Below are 20,321 nucleotides of genomic sequence, written 5' to 3'. Positions count from 1 at the left end.
AAAATAATATTTTTATTACATAAAAAGAACTTACTTCAACCACAATGAAGTAAGTTCCGTCTAAATAATCTCGAGTTCAAGATAAAAATTATAATAAAACGTATGCACCAGGTCCGATTAAAGCTACCCCGATAGCAACGGCGATTAACATTAAGTTGTATTCATATCCGTTTTGGGTTACCCAGTAACCATTTTTTCCGTGAACAGTGAAGATTGCCATTAACATTGTTCCAACGATAAATAATGAACCAATTGCAGTGAAAATACCTGATGCGAATAAGAAACCACCTAATAATTCAGTTGCGCCAGCCATAAATGCCATGAATACACCAGGGCGTAAACCGATTGATTCCATCCAGCCGCCTGTTCCTTTTAAACCGTAACCGCCGAACCAACCAAATAATTTTTGAGCACCATGACCCATGAATGTAATACCTATAATAAGACGAATAATAAGAAGACCGAAATCCATCATTTTTGAAAACCTCCTAAAAGTTATTAACTTACCTTATGTAAGTAATAATAAAATAGTTACTTACTTTAGTCAAGTAGATTTCGAAAAAAGTTTGAAATTAATTTTACAAATTAACAACAAAAAACAAAATGTAGTAAAGACCTCTAGACAAGTCGGATAAAAACAGAGAAAATATAAGTAGAAGTTAATTTTCTTATTGTTATTCAGACAATCAGAATTGACTGGAATTTTGCAAAGAGCTACAATAAGAGTCTATTAGTAATGACGTAATTTATTTCGAAAGCGTTTTTATAGTATAATATTCGAAGTATGAAGTCTTACATGTATCCCGATCTTTACTAGGGATTGCCCTATAAACTTTTAGGTAAATTATAAGGAGGACTATCCTATGTTTAAAAAATTATTCGGTCTTGGTTCAAAAACAAATGAAGAAACAATCGTAGCTCCATTAACTGGAGCAGTGAAAAATATTGAAGAAGTACCAGATCCAGTATTCGCAGGTCGTATGATGGGTGACGGTGTTGCAATCGATCCTACTGAAGGTGTAGTTGTATCTCCAGTTGATGGTGAAATCGTACAATTATTCCACACAAAACATGCTATCGGAATTAAAGCGAAAAACGGTACAGAAATTTTAATCCACGTTGGATTAGAAACTGTAAAAATGGAAGGCGAAGGTTTCGAAGCTCACGTTTCTGAAGGCCAAGCTGTAAAAGCTGGAGATAAATTAATCTCATTCGACTTAGAATTAATTCGTGAAAAAGCGAAAAGTACAATTACTCCAATCGTTATTACAAACACAGATGCAGCTGATTCTATTAAGACAACTGTAGGCGTAACAGCTACAAAAGGTTCAACAGAAGTAATGAAAGTTACAATGAAATAATTATTGTATAAGAGGGATCCGTTTCGTATGAAATGGATTCCTTATTTTGTTTTATTTTGTAGTACGATTACTATGTATGTTAAAATACTCTAGGCACTTGGAAATAGGGTTTCACATATATGTGGATAAGGCGCATTTTTCTTAGAAAAAATATAAGAGAAATGCGCTTTTTGTATATTCACATTTCTTTTGTTCTATTCTTATGTACGTTATGATAAAAGGTAGGAAAAGAAGAAAAGGGGTGGGTTTGGATGAAACGAGTGTTATTTATTTGTACTGGAAATACATGCCGTAGCCCGATGGCTGAAGCGTTACTTCGTCATCATGGAGAAGGTAAGTTTGAAGTGCAATCTGCTGGTGTTTTCGCCTATCCTGGAATTGATGCGTCGGTATATGCAAAGGAAGCTTTAGCTGAAAAGGGAATTGCAATCGATCATGCCGCGCAGCAAGTAAATGAAGCTTTGCTTGATTGGGCTGATATTGTAGTAACAATGACGGAAAATCATAGGCAAATTGTCCTTGGACATTATCCGAGCGTTGAAAAGAAAGTGGATACATTATATGGAGTAACTGAGGGGATAAGTAAAGATATTTCAGATCCATTTGGCGGTTCACTTTCTACTTATAAAGAAACGTTAGAAGAGATGGAAAAACTTGTACAAACTTTACTGAAAAAACATTCAGAAGGTTGATGTTTCGTGTATAATACGATATTGGAGATCACTTCGTACCCTTAAGGTATCGAGTGAGAAATGAAGATAATGGATTGAAACTTTGGAGGGGTAAAAATGAAAGTAGTAGTAGCATCTGATCACGGCGGTATGAATATCCGTAAAGAACTTGTAAGTTTATTAGAAGAGTTAAATATTGAATATATTGATTTAGGTTGTGAATGTGAAGCTGGTTCTGTTGATTACCCTGATTTTGCGTTTCCAGCAGCGGAAATGGTAGCGAATGGCGAAGTAGATCGTGGTATTTTAGTTTGTGGGACAGGCATCGGTATGTCTATTGCTGCAAACAAAGTAAATGGTATTCGTTGTGCGTTAGTTCATGATACTTTCAGCGCGAGAGCAACGAGAGAGCATAATGACACTAACATGTTAGCAATGGGCGAGCGTGTAATTGGTGCTGGTCTAGCTCGTGATATCGCAAAAATTTGGTTAACAACTGACTATGAAGGTGGCCGTCACGAAAACCGCGTAGGAAAAATTAAAACATACGAAGCAAAGTAATAGATTCTAACTAGAAGTAGTATGAAATATAATTTGGTGAACCAACCTGTGAAAGGAAGAGGCGTAATGACAGAAATCGTAAAGGTAAGAGAACAGCTACAAATTTCGCTTTCTGATTTCCAAGAACAAGCTTCATTACAAAGTGGTCAAATTTTTGTAGTTGGGTGTAGTACGAGCGAAGTGCTAGGAGAGAGAATTGGAACATCAGGAACGATGGAAGTAGCAGAGGCGATTTTTTCTGAGTTAAAACAATTTCAAGAGCAAACAGGTATTGAGTTGGCGTTTCAATGTTGTGAGCATTTAAACCGTGCTTTAGTAGTTGAGAGAGAGTTGGCAATGAAATATCAATTTGAAATTGTAACAGTTACGCCTGTTAGATCAGCGGGTGGTGCATTAGCAACATATGCTTATCATAATTTGAAAGATCCGGTAGTAATTGAGTTTATTAAAGCGGATGCGGGAATGGATATTGGTGATACATTTATCGGTATGCATTTAAAGCATGTAGCTGTTCCGGTTCGTACAAGTGTGAAGGAAATTGGAAGTGCGCATGTAACGATGGCAACAACACGTGGGAAATTAATTGGTGGAGCACGTGCTGTTTATGCGGCGGCTGAAGAGACTAGCATTTGCCGTTAAAGTTGCACTTTATCCTACGAACGAGGTATGTTGTCTGACTTTATCATAGAAGAAAGAAAAGACCGATTTTCGGTCTTTTTTTTCTTTTATGATATAGAAAGTCATGTTAGAATGTAGTTGAAAACATGAAGGTTCGAAAGAATTACAACCTGAATTTTCGTTTTTTCTGAATAAATGAGAAAAAACTATTGGGAATCGATGTAATTCGTTCAGAAAAGGGGGATTTTGGTGGATCATTTAAAACGTCAAGATGAAAAGGTATTTGCTGCAATTGAGGCAGAACTAGGAAGACAGCGTTCAAAGATTGAGTTAATTGCTTCGGAAAACTTCGTAAGTGAAGCAATAATGGAGGCGCAAGGTTCTGTTTTAACGAATAAGTATGCTGAAGGATATCCTGGAAAACGTTACTATGGTGGCTGCGAGCACGTAGACGTAGTAGAAGATATCGCACGTGATCGCGCGAAAGAAATTTTTGGTGCAGAGCATGTAAATGTTCAACCACATTCTGGTGCGCAAGCGAACATGGCAGTATACTTCACGATTTTAGAGCAAGGCGATACAGTACTTGGTATGAATTTATCTCATGGTGGTCACTTAACACACGGAAGCCCTGTTAACTTCAGTGGAGTACAATATAATTTCGTAGAATATGGCGTGGATGCTGAATCTCACCGTATTAATTACGATGATGTATTAGCAAAAGCGAAAGAACATAAACCAAAATTAATCGTTGCAGGTGCAAGTGCATATCCTCGTGTTATCGATTTCAAACGATTCCGTGAGATTGCAGATGAAGTAGGTGCATACTTTATGGTTGATATGGCACATATCGCTGGTTTAGTAGCTGCTGGTTTACATCCAAACCCAGTACCACATGCACATTTCGTTACAACGACAACACATAAAACATTACGTGGTCCACGTGGTGGTATGATTTTATGTGAAGAGCAATTTGCAAAACAAATTGATAAATCAATCTTCCCTGGTATTCAAGGTGGTCCACTTATGCACGTAATTGCTGCAAAAGCTGTTGCATTTGGTGAGACACTACAAGATGAGTTTAAAACATATGCACAAAATATCATTAATAATGCGAATCGCTTAGCTGAAGGCCTTCAAAAAGAAGGACTTACACTTGTTTCTGGAGGAACAGATAATCATTTAATTTTAATTGATGTTCGTAACTTAGAAATCACAGGTAAAGTAGCAGAGCACGTATTAGATGAAGTTGGTATTACAGTGAACAAAAATACAATTCCATTTGAAACAGCAAGCCCATTTGTAACAAGCGGTGTACGTATCGGTACGGCAGCTGTAACATCTCGTGGTTTCGGTTTAGAAGAAATGGATGAAATTGCGTCACTTATTGCTTATACATTAAAAAATCATGAAAATGAAGCTGCATTAGAAGAAGCACGTAAGCGTGTAGAAGCGCTAACGAGCAAATTCCCAATGTACACAGATCTATAATAGATTAAAGAAGACTGCTGAGACGTAATTGTTTTGGCAGTCTTTTTTTTTGGACATATATTGTTCTTTAAGTATGTATACAAATGATGAATAAATTTTGGCGATATAATGAAGGATACAGCTCCCATAATTGGTAAAGATACTAGATAGATTCATTGTAAAATCATGATTTTGCCAAATTTGCCCTTGAATATTAGTAGCGTTTTCTTTACAATCGTAAATAGTGTAAAAAAGCGTGCAAACGCATGAATATCATCTAAAGGAGAGATTCACATGGGAAAACTGTATGTATTTGATCACCCGTTAATTCAACATAAGATTACATATATTCGCGATAAGAATACAGGTACGAAAGATTTTCGTGAATTAGTGGACGAAGTAGCAAGCTTAATGGCTTTCGAAATTACTCGCGATCTTCCACTTAAAGACATTGAAATTGAAACACCTGTAAGCAAAGCGACAACAAAAGTGATCGCTGGTAAAAAACTTGGTTTAATTCCGATTTTACGTGCAGGTTTAGGCATGGTTGATGGAATTCTGAAATTAATTCCAGCAGCAAAAGTAGGGCACGTTGGTTTATACCGTGACCCTAAAACATTGCAACCGGTAGAATACTATGTGAAACTTCCAACGGATGTAGAAGAGCGTGACTTTATCGTACTAGATCCGATGCTAGCAACAGGTGGTTCTGCGGCTGAAGCAATTAACTCTCTGAAAAAGCGCGGTGCAAAACAAATTAAATTAATGTGTATCGTTGCAGCTCCAGAAGGAGTAAAAGTAGTACAAGAAGAACATCCTGATGTTGATATTTATGTAGCAGCATTAGATGAGAAATTAAATGACCACGGATATGTAGTACCAGGTCTTGGTGATGCTGGTGACCGTTTATTCGGAACGAAGTAAGACAACTGACGAGAGAGGGGATTCCCCTCTCGTTTTTTTGCGCCTCGTTGAGGTAGGGGAGGGGGATAAATATACATAGTATATACAACATAAGTTGCATACACATCACATATAATATAGAAGTCTTACGTCTAAAGAGCACTATATTATGGAAGGAAAGCGTTATATCTTAAAAATATAATAGTGACAAACTTGTGAACATTCCCTTCTATTATAAAGAGAAAACTGTTAGAAATTGCATATCTCTAACCAGTATTTAGAAGGGGAACGTTTTCATTTTTGGGAGGAAATGACTAATACTCAAATTTTTTGATTTTTTACGATTTCTCGTTGACACTGTTAATACCCTATTGTATGCTAACAACGGGGATAGATGGTAGGGCTTTCAGTGACAAAAATACATCCATTCCGTGACGAAAATGTAAACTTTTTATTTTGTATAGGATTTATGCAAAAAAATGAGTTATTATTAACACATCGTGAATGAGGGTTACATATTGGAGGGATGAATCCTTGCAAAAAAACGATCGCAGCCATATAAAAGCTTATGCTTTAATGTCAGGTATTCTTGCTCAGTTAGTCGGTTCTATTCTTGTTGGAATCTTTGGTGGGCAGTGGATTGATAATAAGGTTGGAACGTTTCCATTGTTTCTTATTATAGGGTTATTACTCGGGTTAGGAACAGGGGTATACGCAATGATTCGACTCATTCGACATTACTATTCGGGAGAGCAATGATGATAGACGTACATGGACTTGTCCAAAGACAAAAGAAATATATGTACTACTTGCTTGCGCTTCTAGTGCTAGGATGGGGATTCACCTCTTACAAGGATGTATTTCTTGGGCTGATTATCGGAACGATTTTCAGTTTTCTTAGTTTGCGCATCATTGCACGTAGAACAGACAAGCTATTAGATCGCGTGACAAATGGAGAAAACGTGAAGTTTAAAGCAACAGCGGTAAGTACATATTCAAGGTTCGCGACGATTGGATTATTAATTTTATTTGCAGCCAAATATCAAGAGTTAATTGCGATGTGGGGCCTAGGTGTAGGATTGCTGACAGGATACCTTGTCATGATCATAGATTTTCTTTATTTAGAGTATAAGAGCAGGGAAGAGAGGTGAATTACTAGTGGAACACGGTAAATTAGTTGAATTTCTAGGTTTAACGTTCGATTTGTCATCAGTGATGATGGTTACTGTAGCAGCAGTTATTGTTTTCGTAATCGCTGTTATTGGAACTCGCAGTTTAGCTCTTCGCCCAACAGGAATGCAAAATTTCATGGAATGGGTGTTTGACTTCGTGAAAGGGATTATCAATAGTACGATGGACTGGAAAACAGGTGGACGATTCTTAACGCTTGGCGTTACGCTTATCATGTTTATCATCGTATCGAACTTCCTTGGTTTACCATTCATGTATTCAACAGTTGAGGCTGGCGAACATATTGCATGGTGGAGATCACCAACGTCTGATCCAGCAGTTACATTAACATTAGCCGTGATGGTAGTTACCCTCACCCATTATTATGGAATTAAGATGAAGGGTACGAAAGAATACGTTAAAGGTTATTTCCAACCTATGAAATTCTTATTCCCATTAAAGGTTATTGAGGAGTTTGCTAACACATTAACGTTAGGTCTCCGTTTATTCGGTAACATTTATGCAGGTGAAATCTTATTAGGATTACTTGCTAAGTTAGGCGGGACGACAGTCCTTGGAGCATTAGGTGCGCTTGTACCGATGTTAGCATGGATGGGATTCAGCGTATTCGTTGGTTCAATCCAGTCGTTTATTTTCGTAATGTTAACGATGGTTTATATGGCTCATAAAGTAAGCCATGACCATTAATATAATTTAAGTAAGAAAAAATTTATTTTTTTATAATACAAAGGAGGACAAATTAAATGAGTTTAGGTGTAATCGCAGCTGCAATTGCAATTGGTTTATCAGCATTAGGTGCAGGTATTGGTAACGGTCTTATCGTATCACGTACAATCGAAGGTGTTGCTCGTCAACCAGAATTAAAAGGCGCACTTCAAACAATTATGTTCATCGGGGTTGCTTTAGTTGAGGCACTTCCAATCATCGGTGTAGTTATTGCTTTCATCGTAATGAACAAATAAGGGAGACTCCCCTTACATAGATGGCGAAGAGTGTTTTTTGAACTTTCTTCGCCATTGCTTTATGACGAAACGTATGTCTTTTTTTTTCATATGATCAATTTAGATATTTTGAAGGGAGTGAATCCTTGTGCCAACTTTATTATTAGGGGCTGCCATTCCATTTGGAACGATTGCTTATACATTGTTCATTTTCTTACTTCTATTAGTAATGCTACGCAAATTTGCGTGGGGTCCTTTAATGGGAATTATGAAAGAACGTGAAGAGCATGTTACTAATGAAATCGACGCTGCAGAAAGAAGTAACGCTGAAGCGAAGAAGTTAGTAGAAGAACAACGTGAAATGTTAAAACAATCACGTGTTGAAGCACAAGAGTTAATCGAAAGAGCGAAAAAACAAGCTGTAGATCAAAAAGATGTTATTGTTGCTGCTGCGAAAGAAGAAGCAGAATCAATTAAAGCATCTGCTGTACAAGAAATTCAACGCGAAAAAGAGCAAGCGATTGCTGCTTTACAAGAACAAGTTGCTTCTTTATCTGTTCAAATTGCTTCTAAAGTAATTGAAAAAGAATTAAAAGAAGAAGATCAAGTGAAGTTAATTCGCGATTATATTAAAGAAGTAGGAGAAGCGCGATGAGCAATGGGATTGTAGCAAAACGTTATGCTGTCGCTCTTTTTAAAATTGCTAAAGAAAAACACGTATTAGAAATGTTTGAAGAGGAATTACGCCTTGTACAAAACGTTTATGTAAAGAACGGAGAACTACATAGCTTTTTAACGCAACCGAACATTTCAAAAGAGCAGAAGAAAACGTTTCTTGCAAACGTATTCGGATCTGTTTCTGAATCTATTTTAAATACGTTATATATTTTAATTGATAACAAACGTATTGATATCTTACCTGAAATTGCAGATGAATATGTTGTTCTTGCTAATGAAGAACGTAACGTAGCGGACGCAACTGTATATTCTACTCGTCTTCTATCAGAAGAAGAGAAGCTTAACATTGCAGAAGCATTTGCAAAGAGAACGGGAAAAGATGCAATTCGCGTAAAAAATGTTGTAGATGAAGATTTACTAGGCGGCATTAAAGTACGTATTGGAAATCGCATTTATGATGGAAGTTTACAAGGAAAATTAGCACGTATTCAGCGTGAATTAATGAAGAATAGATAGGGGTGAAGCACATGAGCATCAGAGCTGAAGAAATTAGCGCACTGATAAAGCAACAAATCGAGAACTATCAGTCTGAAATCGAAGTTAGTGATGTTGGTACAGTTATCCAAGTTGGTGACGGTATCGCGCGTGCTCATGGTCTTGATAACGTTATGGCTGGTGAACTTGTAGAGTTCTCTAACGGCGTTATGGGGCTAGCACAAAACTTAGAGGAAAACAACGTAGGTATTATCATTTTAGGACCTTACACAGAAATCCGTGAAGGTGATGAAGTTCGTCGTACTGGTCGCATCATGCAAGTACCAGTAGGAAAAGAACTAATCGGTCGTGTTGTAAACCCATTAGGTCAACCAGTTGATGGTTTAGGCCCAATCAATACAACAAACACTCGTCCAATCGAAAGTCCAGCACCAGGTGTAATGGATCGTAAATCTGTTCATGAGCCACTTCAAACAGGTATTAAAGCGATCGATGCTCTTGTACCAATTGGCCGTGGACAACGTGAGTTAATCATCGGTGACCGCCAAACAGGTAAAACAGCAGTTGCACTTGATACAATCATTAACCAAAAAGATGAAGATATGATTTGTATCTATGTAGCTATCGGACAAAAAGAATCAACTGTACGTAACGTAGTAGAAACACTACGTAAGCACGGTGCATTAGATTACACAATCGTTGTAACTGCATCTGCTTCTCAACCAGCTCCATTATTATACTTAGCTCCTTATGCTGGTGTAACAATGGGTGAAGAGTTCATGTACAATGGTAAACACGTATTAGTAGTATATGATGACTTATCAAAACAAGCAGCGGCTTACCGTGAGCTGTCATTACTATTACGTCGTCCTCCAGGTCGTGAAGCTTATCCAGGGGATGTATTCTACTTACATTCTCGCTTATTAGAGCGTGCAGCAAAATTAAGTGATGCAAGAGGCGGCGGTTCTTTAACTGCACTACCTTTCATCGAAACACAAGCAGGGGACGTATCAGCATACATCCCAACAAACGTAATCTCTATTACGGATGGACAAATCTTCTTACAATCTGACCTATTCTTCTCTGGCGTACGTCCAGCGATCGATGCGGGTACTTCTGTATCTCGTGTAGGTGGATCTGCTCAGATTAAAGCAATGAGTAAAGTATCAGGTACACTTCGTCTTGACCTTGCATCTTACCGTGAGTTAGAAGCGTTCGCTCAGTTCGGTTCTGACCTTGATAAAGCAACTCAAGCGAAACTAAACCGTGGTGCTCGTACAGTTGAGGTATTAAAACAAGGATTACACAAACCGTTACGTGTAGAGAAACAAGTTATCATTCTTTACGCTTTAACACGTGGATTCCTAGATGATATCCCAGTAGTAGATATCACTCGTTTCGAAGAAGAATTCCATGCTTGGTTAGATTCTAATGCGACTGACTTATTAGAAGAAATCCGCACAACTAAGAAACTTGCGGATGACGACAAATTTGCAGCAGCAATTAACGGATTTAAAAAAGTATTCGTAGCTTCTGAATAATAAAAGCGTAAGCGGCTCGTACAAGCCGCCGAAGCTAGATAATATATAAAAGGCATCTCAGGCTTTGAGATTGCTGACGGTTATGTAAAGGAAAAGAGTAGGTGCACCTATTCTTTTCCTTCAATCATGAGCAAGAATATCTTGCAACGTAGATTAGGAAGAGGATTCTTACTAATCGTGCCAACTTCCGGAAAAAAGGTGGTGAAAACCTGTGGCATCTTTACGCGATATAAAAGCGAAGATTACCTCGACAAAGAAAACGAGTCAAATTACGAAAGCGATGGAGATGGTATCTGCATCTAAGTTAAACCGTGCAGAGCAAAATGCTAAATCTTTCGTTCCGTATATGGAAAAGATTCAAGAAGTAGTAGCGAGCATTGCGCAAGGAAGTAAAGGAATTAATCATCCAATGCTAAATGCGCGTCCTGTAAAGCGTACAGGATACATCGTTATTACATCTGATCGCGGACTAGCAGGTGGTTATAACAGTAACGTATTACGTACGGTAAGTAACGTAGTTCGTGAACGTCATAATATGGATTCAAACCAATATTCAATTATTGTGCTTGGACGACTAGGACGTGATTATTTAAAACGTCGCGGCTTTAACATCATTGATGAAGTAGTTGGATTATCTGACCACCCATCATTTACTGATATTAAAGATCTTGCTTCTCGAGCAATTGCGATGTTCGCAGATGGTGCTTATGATGAGCTGTACATTTACTACAACCATTACGTAAGTAAAATTTCACAAGAAGTAACAGAAAATAAAATTTTACCGCTTACTGATGTGGCGTCTGACAAACCGACGACAGCTTATGAATTCGAACCTTCTGAAGAAGAAATTTTAAAAGTACTATTGCCACAATACGCAGAAAGCTTAGTGTACGGTGCATTACTAGACGGTAAAGCAAGTGAGCACGCGGCGCGTATGACAGCAATGAAGAGTGCTACAGACAACGCAATGGAAGTTATCGATTCACTTACACTTTCATTCAACCGTGCACGTCAAGCAGCGATTACGCAAGAAATTACGGAAATCGTTGGTGGAGCGGCAGCGTTAGAATAGTATTAAAAAGCGTAGGTGGCTTGCTCAGAAGGGGAGGGCATTGGAACTCCTGACAAAGAGGCGTTCTTTGCCTCGTAGGAAGGGGTGAAATGACCGACCCTTCTAGCCACCGGAGCTAGATTCAATAAAAAGTGGAAGCGGCTCTGTCAAAAGAGTCGCATAAGCTAAACTAATAAAAAATTAAAAGCCGACTTCTCTTAGAAAGCTGGCTAATTAAAAGAAAGCTAGGAGGGAACCCGATGAATAAAGGGCGCGTTACGCAAATCATGGGTCCGGTTGTAGACGTTAAGTTTGATGGCGGAAAGCTACCAGAAATCTACAACGCCCTTACGGTAAAACAAAGCAACGAAAACGGAGCAAGCATTAACTTAACATTTGAAGTTGCACTTCATTTAGGTGATGACACAGTTCGTACAGTTGCGATGTCTTCCACAGATGGACTTGTTCGTGGCACAGAAGTAGAAGATACTGGTAAAGCAATCTCTGTACCAGTTGGTGATGTAACACTTGGTCGTGTATTCAACGTATTAGGTGATGCAATTGACTTAGATGGTGAACTTCCTGCGGATGTACACCGTGATCCAATTCACCGTCAAGCACCTGCATTCGAAGAATTATCTACTAAAGTAGAAATTCTTGAAACTGGTATTAAAGTAGTAGACTTACTTGCTCCTTACATTAAGGGTGGTAAAATCGGTCTATTCGGTGGTGCCGGTGTAGGTAAAACAGTATTAATTCAGGAATTAATTAACAACATCGCACAAGAGCACGGTGGTATCTCTGTATTCGCTGGTGTAGGTGAGCGTACTCGTGAGGGTAATGACTTATACCACGAAATGAGCGATTCTGGCGTAATCAAGAAAACTGCGATGGTATTCGGACAAATGAACGAGCCACCTGGAGCACGTCAACGTGTTGCATTAACAGGTTTAACAATGGCTGAGCATTTCCGTGATGAGCAAGGACAAGACGTACTATTGTTCATCGATAACATCTTCCGTTTCACGCAAGCGGGTTCTGAAGTATCTGCCCTTCTTGGTCGTATGCCATCTGCGGTAGGTTACCAACCAACACTTGCAACAGAAATGGGTCAATTACAAGAGCGTATTACATCTACAAATAAAGGGTCTATCACGTCTATCCAAGCAGTATATGTACCAGCCGATGACTATACTGACCCAGCACCAGCTACAACGTTCGCTCACTTAGATGCAACAACAAACTTAGAGCGTCGTTTAACACAAATGGGTATTTACCCAGCCGTAGATCCATTAGCATCTACATCTCGTGCACTTTCGCCAGAAATCGTAGGAGAAGAGCATTATGAAGTGGCTCGTCAAGTACAGCAAACTTTACAACGTTACAAAGAGCTTCAAGATATCATCGCTATCTTAGGTATGGATGAGTTATCTGAAGAAGATAAGTTAGTTGTACATCGTGCTCGTCGTATTCAATTCTTCTTATCTCAAAACTTCCACGTAGCTGAGCAGTTTACAGGTCAAAAGGGTTCTTATGTACCTGTAAAAAATACAGTTAGTGGTTTCAAAGAAATTCTAGAAGGAAAATATGATGACCTTCCAGAAGATGCATTCCGTTTAGTTGGTGGCATTGAAGAAGTTATTGAAAACGCGAAGAAAATGATGGCGTAAGGCCTTAGGAGGGACGAAGTATGAAGACATTTCCAGTCAGTATTGTAACTCCTGATGGACCGGTTTACGAAAAAGAAGTAGAAATGGTAAGTGTAAAAGCAGAGAGTGGGGAAATGGGGATCTTACCAGGTCACATTCCAACTGTTGCACCGTTAAAAATTAGTGCAGTTCGTCTGAAACATGGTGGACACACTGATTATGTAGCAGTAAGCGGTGGCTTTATCGAAGTTCGTCCAGATAAAGTAACTGTATTATCATCATCTGCTGAAGAAGCAAACCATATCGATATCCATCGTGCAAATGAAGCGAAGCGTCGCGCTGAGCAACGTATGCAAGATAAACAAGCACATGTTGACTTTAAACGTGCAGAAATGGCATTACAACGTGCCGTGAACCGTTTAAACGTTTCTGATATGAAATAAAAAATCCGTAAAGGCTTTGCCTTTACGGATTTTTTTATGTAGTTTATGGATAATTTTACAAAAATGGTATAATTATATTGATGCTTGTATAAGTAGAGAATAGACAACAATTTATAAAGGGGATGAAGAAATGATCGGTGAAATGAAACGAGAAGCATTGCACTCTTTAAAAGGAAAATGGGGGCTAGGTGTTGGATCAACGATTTTATATCATATTTTAAGTTACGTCGTTTCAATGGCTGTAATGCTTATACTATTAATTCCAGGAGTTATAATATTTCTTTTAGCGTCTATTTCAACTGGTTCAATTGAAGAAGACGTGATGTCAATTGGAGCTGCTATTACGTTTGGGTTTTTTTACTGTCTTATGATAATTTTAAGTTATGCGGCTTATGGCATTACCACATATGGTTATACGAATGTGTTTCTACAAATAAGTAAACGGGAAGACGCTAGAGTGGATTATTTATTTGAAGGATTTCGTGGCTTTAAAAGAATGATGAAAACGATGTGGGCTATGCTCGCAATTTTGTTATATACAGGTACATGGGTTCCGATGCTAGGAACGATTGTATTTGGGATATTAGGTTTTCTTGATGAGAATGCAAATCCATCATTTATAATTGTTTTCTTTATTTTATTAGCTATTTCGTTTGTTGTAATGGTCATTCTTTATTTTGCATATGCGATGACGTATTATGTAATGGTTGAAAATCCAGAGTATAGTGTGTCACAAGCGATGAAAGAAAGTAAGCATCTTATGAAGGGACATAAGTTAGATTTGTTTCTTTTATGGCTTAGTTTTATAGGATGGGGTATTTTAGCGATTTTAACTCTTGGAATAGGTTTTCTTTGGCTTAGCCCGTATGTGAGTACAACGACAGCGCATTTTTATCGCTATATTTCAAAAGATGAATTGTAGTCGGAACATGCTATACTAATAGAGTTATTACGTATAGGAGGAAGAGTATGATTAGTGATTTAAAAGGAGAAGCACTAGATTCATTAGAAGGGAAATGGGGATTAGCTGTCGGGGCAACATTACTTATTTCGATTCTTATTTCAGTGTTTAGTTTTAGTATTGATTTCGTTTTCTCTCAGGTTTGGGATTGGAAAGAAGTAAATGGCTCACTTTCAGTAGACATTATTACAATATTGGTGGTAGGTCCATTAACGCTAGGTGGTTATTGTTTAGCACTGCATATCATTCGTGAAAAGGAAGCGCGTATTGGGCATATATTCAGATGGTTTACAGAAGGAAGTAAGTTTATAAAGTCATTTTTATTATATATAGTAGTAAACATTTATATTTTCTTATGGTTTTTACTATTTATTATTCCAGGCATTATTAAATCATTTTCTTATGCGATGACGTACTTTATTATAAATGATCATCCTGAGTATTCTATAAACCAAGCTATTACAGAAAGCCGTCGTATGATGGATGGACATAAGATGGAGTATTTCATTTTATGTTTAAGCTTTATTGGTTGGTTTATATTAAGTTGTATTACATTAGGGATTGGATTCCTATGGCTAATTCCATATTTTTATACGACGTCAGCAGCTTTTTATGAAGAGATTGCGGAGGAATATTACGAGAAAACAACTCCGACACTATAAAGTGGGGCATCTCACGTTGATGACTCGTTTTACTATCAGCAAATAGCATGATAAAAACACCCAGTATGAGCTATTGGTTCATACTGGGTGTTTTTTGTAGAAATTTTATAAATTGATGGCTAGTAAGTGGTTTGCTGAAATAGTAACCTTGCATATATTTACAGTTGTTCTTTTGTAGAAACTTAAGTTGTTTTTCTGTTTCAATTCCTTCAGCAACGACAGAAAGGTTTAAAGTATTTGCAAGGGAAAGGATAGTGGAAACGATGGCTCTTTCCTCAGGCCGATGATCGGCTAGTTGTGTAAATTCTCTCGGTACTTTTAACGTATCAATAGGGAAAATGGACAAATAAGCGAGAGAAGAATAGCCGGTACCGAAGTCATCAATGGACGTTTGAATACCATATTCCTTTAATTGTTTTAGTCTTGATAATGTTTCTTTCTCATCAATCATTGCAATTCGTTCTGTTAACTCAAGTATTACATGCTTTGGATTGACTTTAATGTCTGTTATTATTTGTGAAATGTTATCGATTAAATTCTCTTGCTGGAACTCTTTTGCGGATAAGTTTACACTTATTTTTAAATCTGTGTAGCCGAAAGTATGCCATATTTTTAACTGGCGACAAGATTCTTTTAATACCCAATGACCGAGTGGAATGACTTGTGGAGTCTCTTCTACAATGGGGATGAACTCACATGGCGGAATGTCACCTAGGAGTGGGTGTTTCCAGCGTATTAATGCTTCAGCACCAATAATCTTTTTCGTCGTAATATCAATTTGTGGTTGATAGACCAGATAAAACTCTTCGTTTACTAAAGCGAGTGGTAAATCTTTTTCAATTCGAGCTTTTCGTTCCATTTTTTTATACAATTCTTTCGTGTACAGAGAGCTACCATTTTTTCCTTTATTTTTTGCTTCGTACATGGCCATATCAGCATGCTGCAAGATTGATAATGGATCTTCACCTGCTTCAGGATATATTGCAATCCCGATGCTCGGTGAGATTTGTAAATGTTGATTTTCAATTTCGAATGGTTCGTTCATAGCTGCTACAATCGCATCAGCTATTTTTTTTACATCCGGCCTTTTTTTATAATTCTCGATAAGGATTGTGAATTCATCCCCAGCTAGCCGGGCAAGCTTCATATTTGGTGTCGATATTCTTTCGAGTCTTTTTGCTACTGCAATTAATAGAAGGTCTCCTACCCTATGACCGAGGGTATCATTAATAACCTTAAAGCGGTCTAGGTCGAGAAACATAACAGCAAAAGGCCTTTTTGATATTTCGGATCGAGCAATTGCCTGTTCTACATATTGATGAAATGCACGGCGATTTGCAAGCTCTGTTAAAGTATCATGATATGCTAGGAAATTAATTTGTTCTTGTTGTTGTTTGCTTTCCGTAATATCTTTAATCATTAAATAAACCCCAGAAATATGATTCTTTAAAAAGATAGGAACAGCTGTAACGTGCAAGTAGTAAATATCTCTATTTTTATGATATGCCCGTATTTCTAAAGAAATAGATTTTCCCTTTTTTACGCGATGAAAGGCATTAATGATTTCTTCCAAATCTTCTTCATACATAAGTGAATAGTAAGGTTGATTTAATAATTCATTCGTTTGATAACCGAGTAAAGTAGTACCCGCGTTATTCACTTTGAGAAAATTACCGTACAAATCTAAGGTGAAGATTGGATCTGGATGATGCTCATATAAAGATTTAAACATTTGTTGGTTATGGTATAGTTCATTTTTTTGTTCTACTAAATCTTCTGTACGTAGTTCAATTTGTTTTTCGAGTTCTGAGTTGAATTGCATTTGGGCTAGCAATAATATTTTATTTTGTTTTCGAACTAAACTGTGGCGTATGAGAACGAAGGAGAAAGTTATCATAAGCCCGATTACTACAATAGGTGCAAAAACGTATTCAACTAATATAAAAACAATAAGCATTACGACAGAAATATAAGGTAATGACAATCTGATCGATTCACCAAGTTTAGGTGTTAATAGTACTTGCTCTTGTCTTTCAGGTTCTTTTGTATGCAGAATACAGGCGATTGCTACTAATACTAAAGTTACTTGATAGAGAGGAGTAACTGTAAACATGGAATACTCGGGTGTGAAGTATTTAATATAAGCATAAATCGCATCTGTAGTAGCATATAAAAGTAAAGCACTGCCAAGAAGCGCGCCAACTCTTTTGGATAATAAGGATAATGGCTTGAATAACAAATTGATTCCTATGAGAAAAAAGAGCAAATCGGCCATTGGATAGGTAAGTTGAACAAATATGTCGATATAGGATGTTGAAGAAACGTGAATAGTGCGTTCAATAAGTAAGTAGTAACTTAAAGTGAATTGTGCTGTAACAATAATACAAATATCGCATATCATAAAAAGCTTTTCTAATAAATCTCGGTTATAAATGATCTCATATAGAAAAGCCAACGCAAAGCTAATTAAAAAAAGTAGGTAAAAAAAGTCGGACAGATCAACGAATGTATAGTAGTCCTTTAAAATTAAACGTTGATAGGCAACGACAAGATCACCAATGAAATAAGAGAGGGTTCCAACAGATAAAATAGTCCAAAATAAACGAGGTAACCCTTCTTTCATGTTTGAAAAATAAAGTATATAACTACAAGCGATAATATCAATGAATAGGGTACTCATTCCAATCAATATTTGAAAAGGAAATGAGTATTCATATAGAAAAGGCATTGCCACGTAATGAATCGATATAGATAACAATATAATGCTTATAAGAATACTTACATGTGTTTGTTTTTTCATTTATTTCACCCACGGTATATACATATAAAGTCCTCTTTTTATTTTCTGTAGTTTCTTGAAATACATATATAATTTCTATACTTATTTTACACAGGTATAGCGAGTTATAAAAACAGATTTTAATAATTCTCGTTTCTGTCCTCAACATATCGACATAGGAATTTGAAGTTTGCTATAATGAATTAAATAGTTGCATTATTTAGAAAAATTTAAAAATAATAATTACTGCAACTAGGACATATTGTTTACTAAGTGAACTTGTTCTTAATTCAGGGGGGAGGGTTTCACAATGGCAAGTGTATATGAAAATAGTTATATGATCGTTTTGATTTTCTTGCTATTAGGCATATTGCTGCCGGTAGTGGCTCTTACATTAGGAAGAATGCTGCGTCCAAACAAACCAAGTGCAGCGAAAGCGACGACGTATGAGAGTGGGATTGAGCCTTTTCATGGTGCAAATATTCGGTTTCATGCTCGTTATTATATTTTTGCTTTATTGTTTGTCATCTTTGATGTAGAAACTTTATTTTTATATCCATGGGCTGTTGCATATGACAAGCTCGGTTTATTTGCACTGATTGAAATGCTCATCTTTGTTGTAATGTTGCTAGTTGGATTAGCGTATGCTTGGAAAAAGAAGGTGTTACAATGGTTATAAATTTTGAGGAATTACATCCAAATGAGCGAGCGGAATTAGAACGAAATATCTTTTTTTCTACATTGGAACAGTTGAAAGGATGGGCACGGAGCAATTCTTTATGGCCGATGACATTTGGACTGGCATGCTGTGCCATTGAAATGATGGGAGTAGGTTCATCACATTATGATTTAGACCGATTTGGGTCATTTTTTCGGACTTCACCAAGGCAATCGGACGTTATGATTGTATCGGGAACGGTAACGAAGAAGATGGCTCCTATTGTTCGGCGCTTATATGATCAAATGCCTGAACCAAAATGGGTTATTGCAATGGGATCTTGTGCGACTGCAGGTGGTCCATATGTAAATTCGTACGCTGTTGTGAAAGGTGTAGATCAAATTGTACCTGTTGACGTGTATATCCCTGGTTGCCCACCAAATCCTGCTGCTTTAATTTATGGGATTAATAAATTGAAGGAAAAAATTCGTTACGAGGCAAAGACAGGGAAGCAGGTGACGAATAAATGAGCAATCCAGATAAAGATTTAGAGGATTTAAAAAAAGAAGCGGCTAGACGGGCGAAGGAAGAAGCGAGAAAACGTCTTGTTGCGAAACATGATGCGGAAATAAGTAAACTTGAGGAAGAAAACCGCGAAAAAGAGAAAGCGCTACCAAAAAATAACGATATGACTGTAGAAGAAGCAAAACGACGTGCAGCAGCAGCCGCAAAAGCAAAAGCGGCAGCGCTAGCGAAGCAAAAAAGAGAAGGAACAGAAGAGGTGACGGAAGAAGAAAAGGCCAAAGCGAAGGCGAAGGCAGCAGCAGCCGCAAAAGCAAAAGCGGCAGCGCTAGCGAAGCAAAAAAGAGAAGGAACAGAGGAGGTAACGGAAGAAGAAAAGGCCAAAGCGAAGGCGAGGGCAGCAGCAGCCGCAAAAGCAAAAGCGGCAGCGCTAGCGAAGCAAAAAAGAGAAGGAACAGAGGAGGTAACGGAAGAAGAAAAGGCCAAAGCGAAGGCAGTAGCAGCCACAAAAGCAAAAGAAGCGGCGTTAGCAAAGCAGAAAGCCTCGCAAGGTGATGGGGATTCGGGAGATGAAAAGGCGAAGGCAATTGCAGCAGCGAAGGCAAAAGCGGCCGCGACTGCAAGGGCAAAGACAAAGGGTGCTGAAGGTAAGAAGGAAGAGGAGCCGAAGTCGGAAGAGCCATCTGTGAATCAACCGTATTTAAATCAGTATGTTGAAGTTATTAAAGGGAAAATAGGAGAGGATGCATTAGTAGATTCCTACATTAATAAACTTTCAAAGGATGTGCCAACTCTTGTGGTGGATTCCGCGAAGTATTATGAAGTGATGGAGTCATTGCGATTCCATGAGGGACTTGCTTTTGATTACATGTCAGAGCTACATGCGACGGATTTTGTGACACATATGGAAGTATATGTTCATTTATTTTCATATGGAAAGAAACAGTCAGTAGCGGTGAAAGTAAAGCTGGATAGGGAAGCACCACAAGTAGAATCGGTGACGGCGCTTTGGAAAGGAGCGGATTGGCCAGAGCGGGAAACGTATGATTTGCTTGGTATTGTATTTAAGGGGCATCCGAATTTATCACGTATTTTAATGCCTGATGATTGGATAGGGCACCCGCTTAGGAAAGATTATGAACCGTATGATGTGGAGGTGTAGCTAA

24 protein-coding genes are annotated in these 20,321 nt (G+C 37.8%); 22 read left to right on the top strand and 2 right to left on the bottom strand.

The genetic code is table 11. The annotated features are described in order from the left end of the window. Positions 1–88: 88 nt before the first annotated feature. Positions 89–475 carry a DoxX family protein gene (locus ACYVEC_RS02055; protein WP_000968618.1) on the bottom strand — a complete coding sequence of 129 codons (387 nt, stop codon included), beginning with the start codon at positions 473–475 and terminating at the stop codon, positions 89–91. A 388-nt stretch (positions 476–863) separates the two neighbouring features. On the opposite strand from ACYVEC_RS02055, the gene ACYVEC_RS02050 reads away from it, so the two are divergent. From ACYVEC_RS02050 to ACYVEC_RS01960, 19 genes are all read left to right on the top strand, one after another. Continuing rightward, complete coding sequence (locus ACYVEC_RS02050) at positions 864–1,361, top strand: PTS sugar transporter subunit IIA (RefSeq protein WP_063222518.1); 498 nt, start codon at positions 864–866, stop codon at positions 1,359–1,361. Between the two features lie 251 nt (positions 1,362–1,612). Further along, positions 1,613–2,053 carry a low molecular weight protein arginine phosphatase gene (locus tag ACYVEC_RS02045; RefSeq protein ID WP_063222517.1) on the top strand — a complete coding sequence of 147 codons (441 nt, stop codon included), beginning with the start codon at positions 1,613–1,615 and terminating at the stop codon, positions 2,051–2,053. A gap of 96 nt (positions 2,054–2,149) precedes the next feature. Continuing rightward, positions 2,150–2,593 carry a ribose 5-phosphate isomerase B gene (rpiB, locus tag ACYVEC_RS02040; RefSeq protein ID WP_060632958.1) on the top strand — a complete coding sequence of 148 codons (444 nt, stop codon included), beginning with the start codon at positions 2,150–2,152 and terminating at the stop codon, positions 2,591–2,593. A 21-nt stretch (positions 2,594–2,614) separates the two neighbouring features. After that, positions 2,615–3,232 (top strand): TIGR01440 family protein, encoded by a 618-nt coding sequence (locus ACYVEC_RS02035; protein ID WP_153039367.1) that lies wholly within the window; start codon positions 2,615–2,617, stop codon positions 3,230–3,232. A gap of 228 nt (positions 3,233–3,460) precedes the next feature. Then, positions 3,461–4,702 carry a serine hydroxymethyltransferase gene (gene glyA / locus ACYVEC_RS02030; RefSeq protein ID WP_275719169.1) on the top strand — a complete coding sequence of 414 codons (1,242 nt, stop codon included), beginning with the start codon at positions 3,461–3,463 and terminating at the stop codon, positions 4,700–4,702. 273 nt (positions 4,703–4,975) lie between these two features. Continuing rightward, a complete protein-coding gene (upp, locus tag ACYVEC_RS02025) occupies positions 4,976–5,605 on the top strand; it encodes a uracil phosphoribosyltransferase (RefSeq protein WP_000517539.1) in 630 nt (209 codons plus the stop codon). Positions 5,606–5,978: 373 nt separating this feature from the next. Next, positions 5,979–6,092, top strand: a complete 114-nt coding sequence (locus ACYVEC_RS02020; RefSeq protein WP_060632955.1) for a DUF4024 domain-containing protein — start codon at positions 5,979–5,981, stop codon at positions 6,090–6,092. Between the two features lie 26 nt (positions 6,093–6,118). Beyond that, positions 6,119–6,343 (top strand): AtpZ/AtpI family protein, encoded by a 225-nt coding sequence (locus ACYVEC_RS02015; RefSeq protein WP_001171223.1) that lies wholly within the window; start codon positions 6,119–6,121, stop codon positions 6,341–6,343. Further along, positions 6,343–6,735 carry an ATP synthase subunit I gene (locus ACYVEC_RS02010; RefSeq protein WP_000567600.1) on the top strand — a complete coding sequence of 131 codons (393 nt, stop codon included), beginning with the start codon at positions 6,343–6,345 and terminating at the stop codon, positions 6,733–6,735. Before ACYVEC_RS02015 ends, ACYVEC_RS02010 begins: the two co-directional genes overlap by 1 nt. A 7-nt stretch (positions 6,736–6,742) precedes the next feature. Beyond that, a complete protein-coding gene (atpB, locus tag ACYVEC_RS02005; protein WP_060632954.1) occupies positions 6,743–7,462 on the top strand; it encodes a F0F1 ATP synthase subunit A in 720 nt (239 codons plus the stop codon). A gap of 56 nt (positions 7,463–7,518) precedes the next feature. After that, positions 7,519–7,737 carry a F0F1 ATP synthase subunit C gene (gene atpE, locus ACYVEC_RS02000; RefSeq protein ID WP_000052064.1) on the top strand — a complete coding sequence of 73 codons (219 nt, stop codon included), beginning with the start codon at positions 7,519–7,521 and terminating at the stop codon, positions 7,735–7,737. A gap of 127 nt (positions 7,738–7,864) precedes the next feature. Further along, on the top strand, positions 7,865–8,371 hold the full coding sequence (gene atpF / locus ACYVEC_RS01995; RefSeq protein ID WP_001142618.1) for a F0F1 ATP synthase subunit B: 507 nt from the start codon (positions 7,865–7,867) through the stop codon (positions 8,369–8,371). Then, positions 8,368–8,910 (top strand): F0F1 ATP synthase subunit delta, encoded by a 543-nt coding sequence (atpH, locus tag ACYVEC_RS01990; protein ID WP_000064683.1) that lies wholly within the window; start codon positions 8,368–8,370, stop codon positions 8,908–8,910. The genes atpF and atpH overlap by 4 nt, the downstream gene beginning before the upstream one ends. An 11-nt stretch (positions 8,911–8,921) precedes the next feature. After that, entirely contained in the window at positions 8,922–10,430 is a 1,509-nt protein-coding gene (atpA, locus tag ACYVEC_RS01985; RefSeq protein ID WP_063222514.1) for a F0F1 ATP synthase subunit alpha, read from the top strand. A 211-nt stretch (positions 10,431–10,641) separates the two neighbouring features. Beyond that, positions 10,642–11,502 carry a F0F1 ATP synthase subunit gamma gene (atpG, locus tag ACYVEC_RS01980; RefSeq protein ID WP_063222513.1) on the top strand — a complete coding sequence of 287 codons (861 nt, stop codon included), beginning with the start codon at positions 10,642–10,644 and terminating at the stop codon, positions 11,500–11,502. A gap of 239 nt (positions 11,503–11,741) precedes the next feature. Then, complete coding sequence (gene atpD / locus ACYVEC_RS01975) at positions 11,742–13,151, top strand: F0F1 ATP synthase subunit beta (RefSeq protein ID WP_063222512.1); 1,410 nt, start codon at positions 11,742–11,744, stop codon at positions 13,149–13,151. Positions 13,152–13,171: 20 nt separating this feature from the next. Continuing rightward, complete coding sequence (atpC, locus tag ACYVEC_RS01970) at positions 13,172–13,573, top strand: F0F1 ATP synthase subunit epsilon (protein WP_060487972.1); 402 nt, start codon at positions 13,172–13,174, stop codon at positions 13,571–13,573. A gap of 130 nt (positions 13,574–13,703) precedes the next feature. Next, positions 13,704–14,495, top strand: a complete 792-nt coding sequence (locus ACYVEC_RS01965) for a DUF975 family protein (RefSeq protein ID WP_063222511.1) — start codon at positions 13,704–13,706, stop codon at positions 14,493–14,495. Between the two features lie 47 nt (positions 14,496–14,542). Continuing rightward, positions 14,543–15,196: a DUF975 family protein gene (locus ACYVEC_RS01960; protein ID WP_063222510.1), complete on the top strand. Its 654-nt coding sequence runs from the start codon at positions 14,543–14,545 to the stop codon at positions 15,194–15,196. A gap of 70 nt (positions 15,197–15,266) precedes the next feature. Here ACYVEC_RS01960 and ACYVEC_RS01955 read toward each other — a convergent pair whose 3' ends face one another. Beyond that, a complete protein-coding gene (locus ACYVEC_RS01955; protein WP_098556776.1) occupies positions 15,267–17,996 on the bottom strand; it encodes a putative bifunctional diguanylate cyclase/phosphodiesterase in 2,730 nt (909 codons plus the stop codon). 289 nt (positions 17,997–18,285) lie between these two features. Here ACYVEC_RS01955 and nuoA point away from each other — a divergent pair, with 289 nt between their 5' ends. The 3 genes from nuoA to ACYVEC_RS01940 are packed head-to-tail and all read left to right on the top strand — an operon-like array spanning position 18,286 to position 20,317. Next, entirely contained in the window at positions 18,286–18,654 is a 369-nt protein-coding gene (nuoA, locus tag ACYVEC_RS01950; RefSeq protein WP_063222508.1) for an NADH-quinone oxidoreductase subunit NuoA, read from the top strand. Beyond that, a complete protein-coding gene (gene nuoB, locus ACYVEC_RS01945) occupies positions 18,645–19,163 on the top strand; it encodes an NADH-quinone oxidoreductase subunit NuoB (protein WP_000236331.1) in 519 nt (172 codons plus the stop codon). The genes nuoA and nuoB overlap by 10 nt, the downstream gene beginning before the upstream one ends. Continuing rightward, positions 19,160–20,317, top strand: coding sequence for an NADH-quinone oxidoreductase subunit C (locus tag ACYVEC_RS01940; RefSeq protein WP_460505487.1), 1,158 nt, complete (start codon positions 19,160–19,162; stop codon positions 20,315–20,317). Before nuoB ends, ACYVEC_RS01940 begins: the two co-directional genes overlap by 4 nt. Positions 20,318–20,321: the final 4 nt, after the last annotated feature.

This window comes from Bacillus sp. MN7755 (assembly GCF_054771475.1).
The sequence above is the reverse complement of the archived record's forward strand: the minus strand, read 5'-3'. Positions and strand labels throughout refer to the sequence as shown.

Excerpts from the sequence above, each read along its gene's own strand:
- ACYVEC_RS02055 (WP_000968618.1), bottom strand. The coding sequence starts at position 475 with ATGATGGATTTCGGTCTTCTTATTATTCGTCTTATTATAGGTATTACA.
- ACYVEC_RS02050 (WP_063222518.1), top strand. The coding sequence starts at position 864 with ATGTTTAAAAAATTATTCGGTCTTGGTTCAAAAACAAATGAAGAAACA.
- ACYVEC_RS02045 (WP_063222517.1), top strand. The coding sequence starts at position 1,613 with ATGAAACGAGTGTTATTTATTTGTACTGGAAATACATGCCGTAGCCCG.
- rpiB (WP_060632958.1), top strand. The coding sequence starts at position 2,150 with ATGAAAGTAGTAGTAGCATCTGATCACGGCGGTATGAATATCCGTAAA.
- ACYVEC_RS02035 (WP_153039367.1), top strand. The coding sequence starts at position 2,615 with ATGAAATATAATTTGGTGAACCAACCTGTGAAAGGAAGAGGCGTAATG.
- upp (WP_000517539.1), top strand. The coding sequence starts at position 4,976 with ATGGGAAAACTGTATGTATTTGATCACCCGTTAATTCAACATAAGATT.
- ACYVEC_RS02020 (WP_060632955.1), top strand. The coding sequence starts at position 5,979 with ATGGTAGGGCTTTCAGTGACAAAAATACATCCATTCCGTGACGAAAAT.
- ACYVEC_RS02010 (WP_000567600.1), top strand. The coding sequence starts at position 6,343 with ATGATAGACGTACATGGACTTGTCCAAAGACAAAAGAAATATATGTAC.
- atpE (WP_000052064.1), top strand. The coding sequence starts at position 7,519 with ATGAGTTTAGGTGTAATCGCAGCTGCAATTGCAATTGGTTTATCAGCA.
- atpH (WP_000064683.1), top strand. The coding sequence starts at position 8,368 with ATGAGCAATGGGATTGTAGCAAAACGTTATGCTGTCGCTCTTTTTAAA.
- atpA (WP_063222514.1), top strand. The coding sequence starts at position 8,922 with ATGAGCATCAGAGCTGAAGAAATTAGCGCACTGATAAAGCAACAAATC.
- atpD (WP_063222512.1), top strand. The coding sequence starts at position 11,742 with ATGAATAAAGGGCGCGTTACGCAAATCATGGGTCCGGTTGTAGACGTT.
- atpC (WP_060487972.1), top strand. The coding sequence starts at position 13,172 with ATGAAGACATTTCCAGTCAGTATTGTAACTCCTGATGGACCGGTTTAC.
- ACYVEC_RS01965 (WP_063222511.1), top strand. The coding sequence starts at position 13,704 with ATGATCGGTGAAATGAAACGAGAAGCATTGCACTCTTTAAAAGGAAAA.
- ACYVEC_RS01960 (WP_063222510.1), top strand. The coding sequence starts at position 14,543 with ATGATTAGTGATTTAAAAGGAGAAGCACTAGATTCATTAGAAGGGAAA.
- ACYVEC_RS01955 (WP_098556776.1), bottom strand. The coding sequence starts at position 17,996 with ATGAAAAAACAAACACATGTAAGTATTCTTATAAGCATTATATTGTTA.
- nuoA (WP_063222508.1), top strand. The coding sequence starts at position 18,286 with ATGGCAAGTGTATATGAAAATAGTTATATGATCGTTTTGATTTTCTTG.
- nuoB (WP_000236331.1), top strand. The coding sequence starts at position 18,645 with ATGGTTATAAATTTTGAGGAATTACATCCAAATGAGCGAGCGGAATTA.
- ACYVEC_RS01940 (WP_460505487.1), top strand. The coding sequence starts at position 19,160 with ATGAGCAATCCAGATAAAGATTTAGAGGATTTAAAAAAAGAAGCGGCT.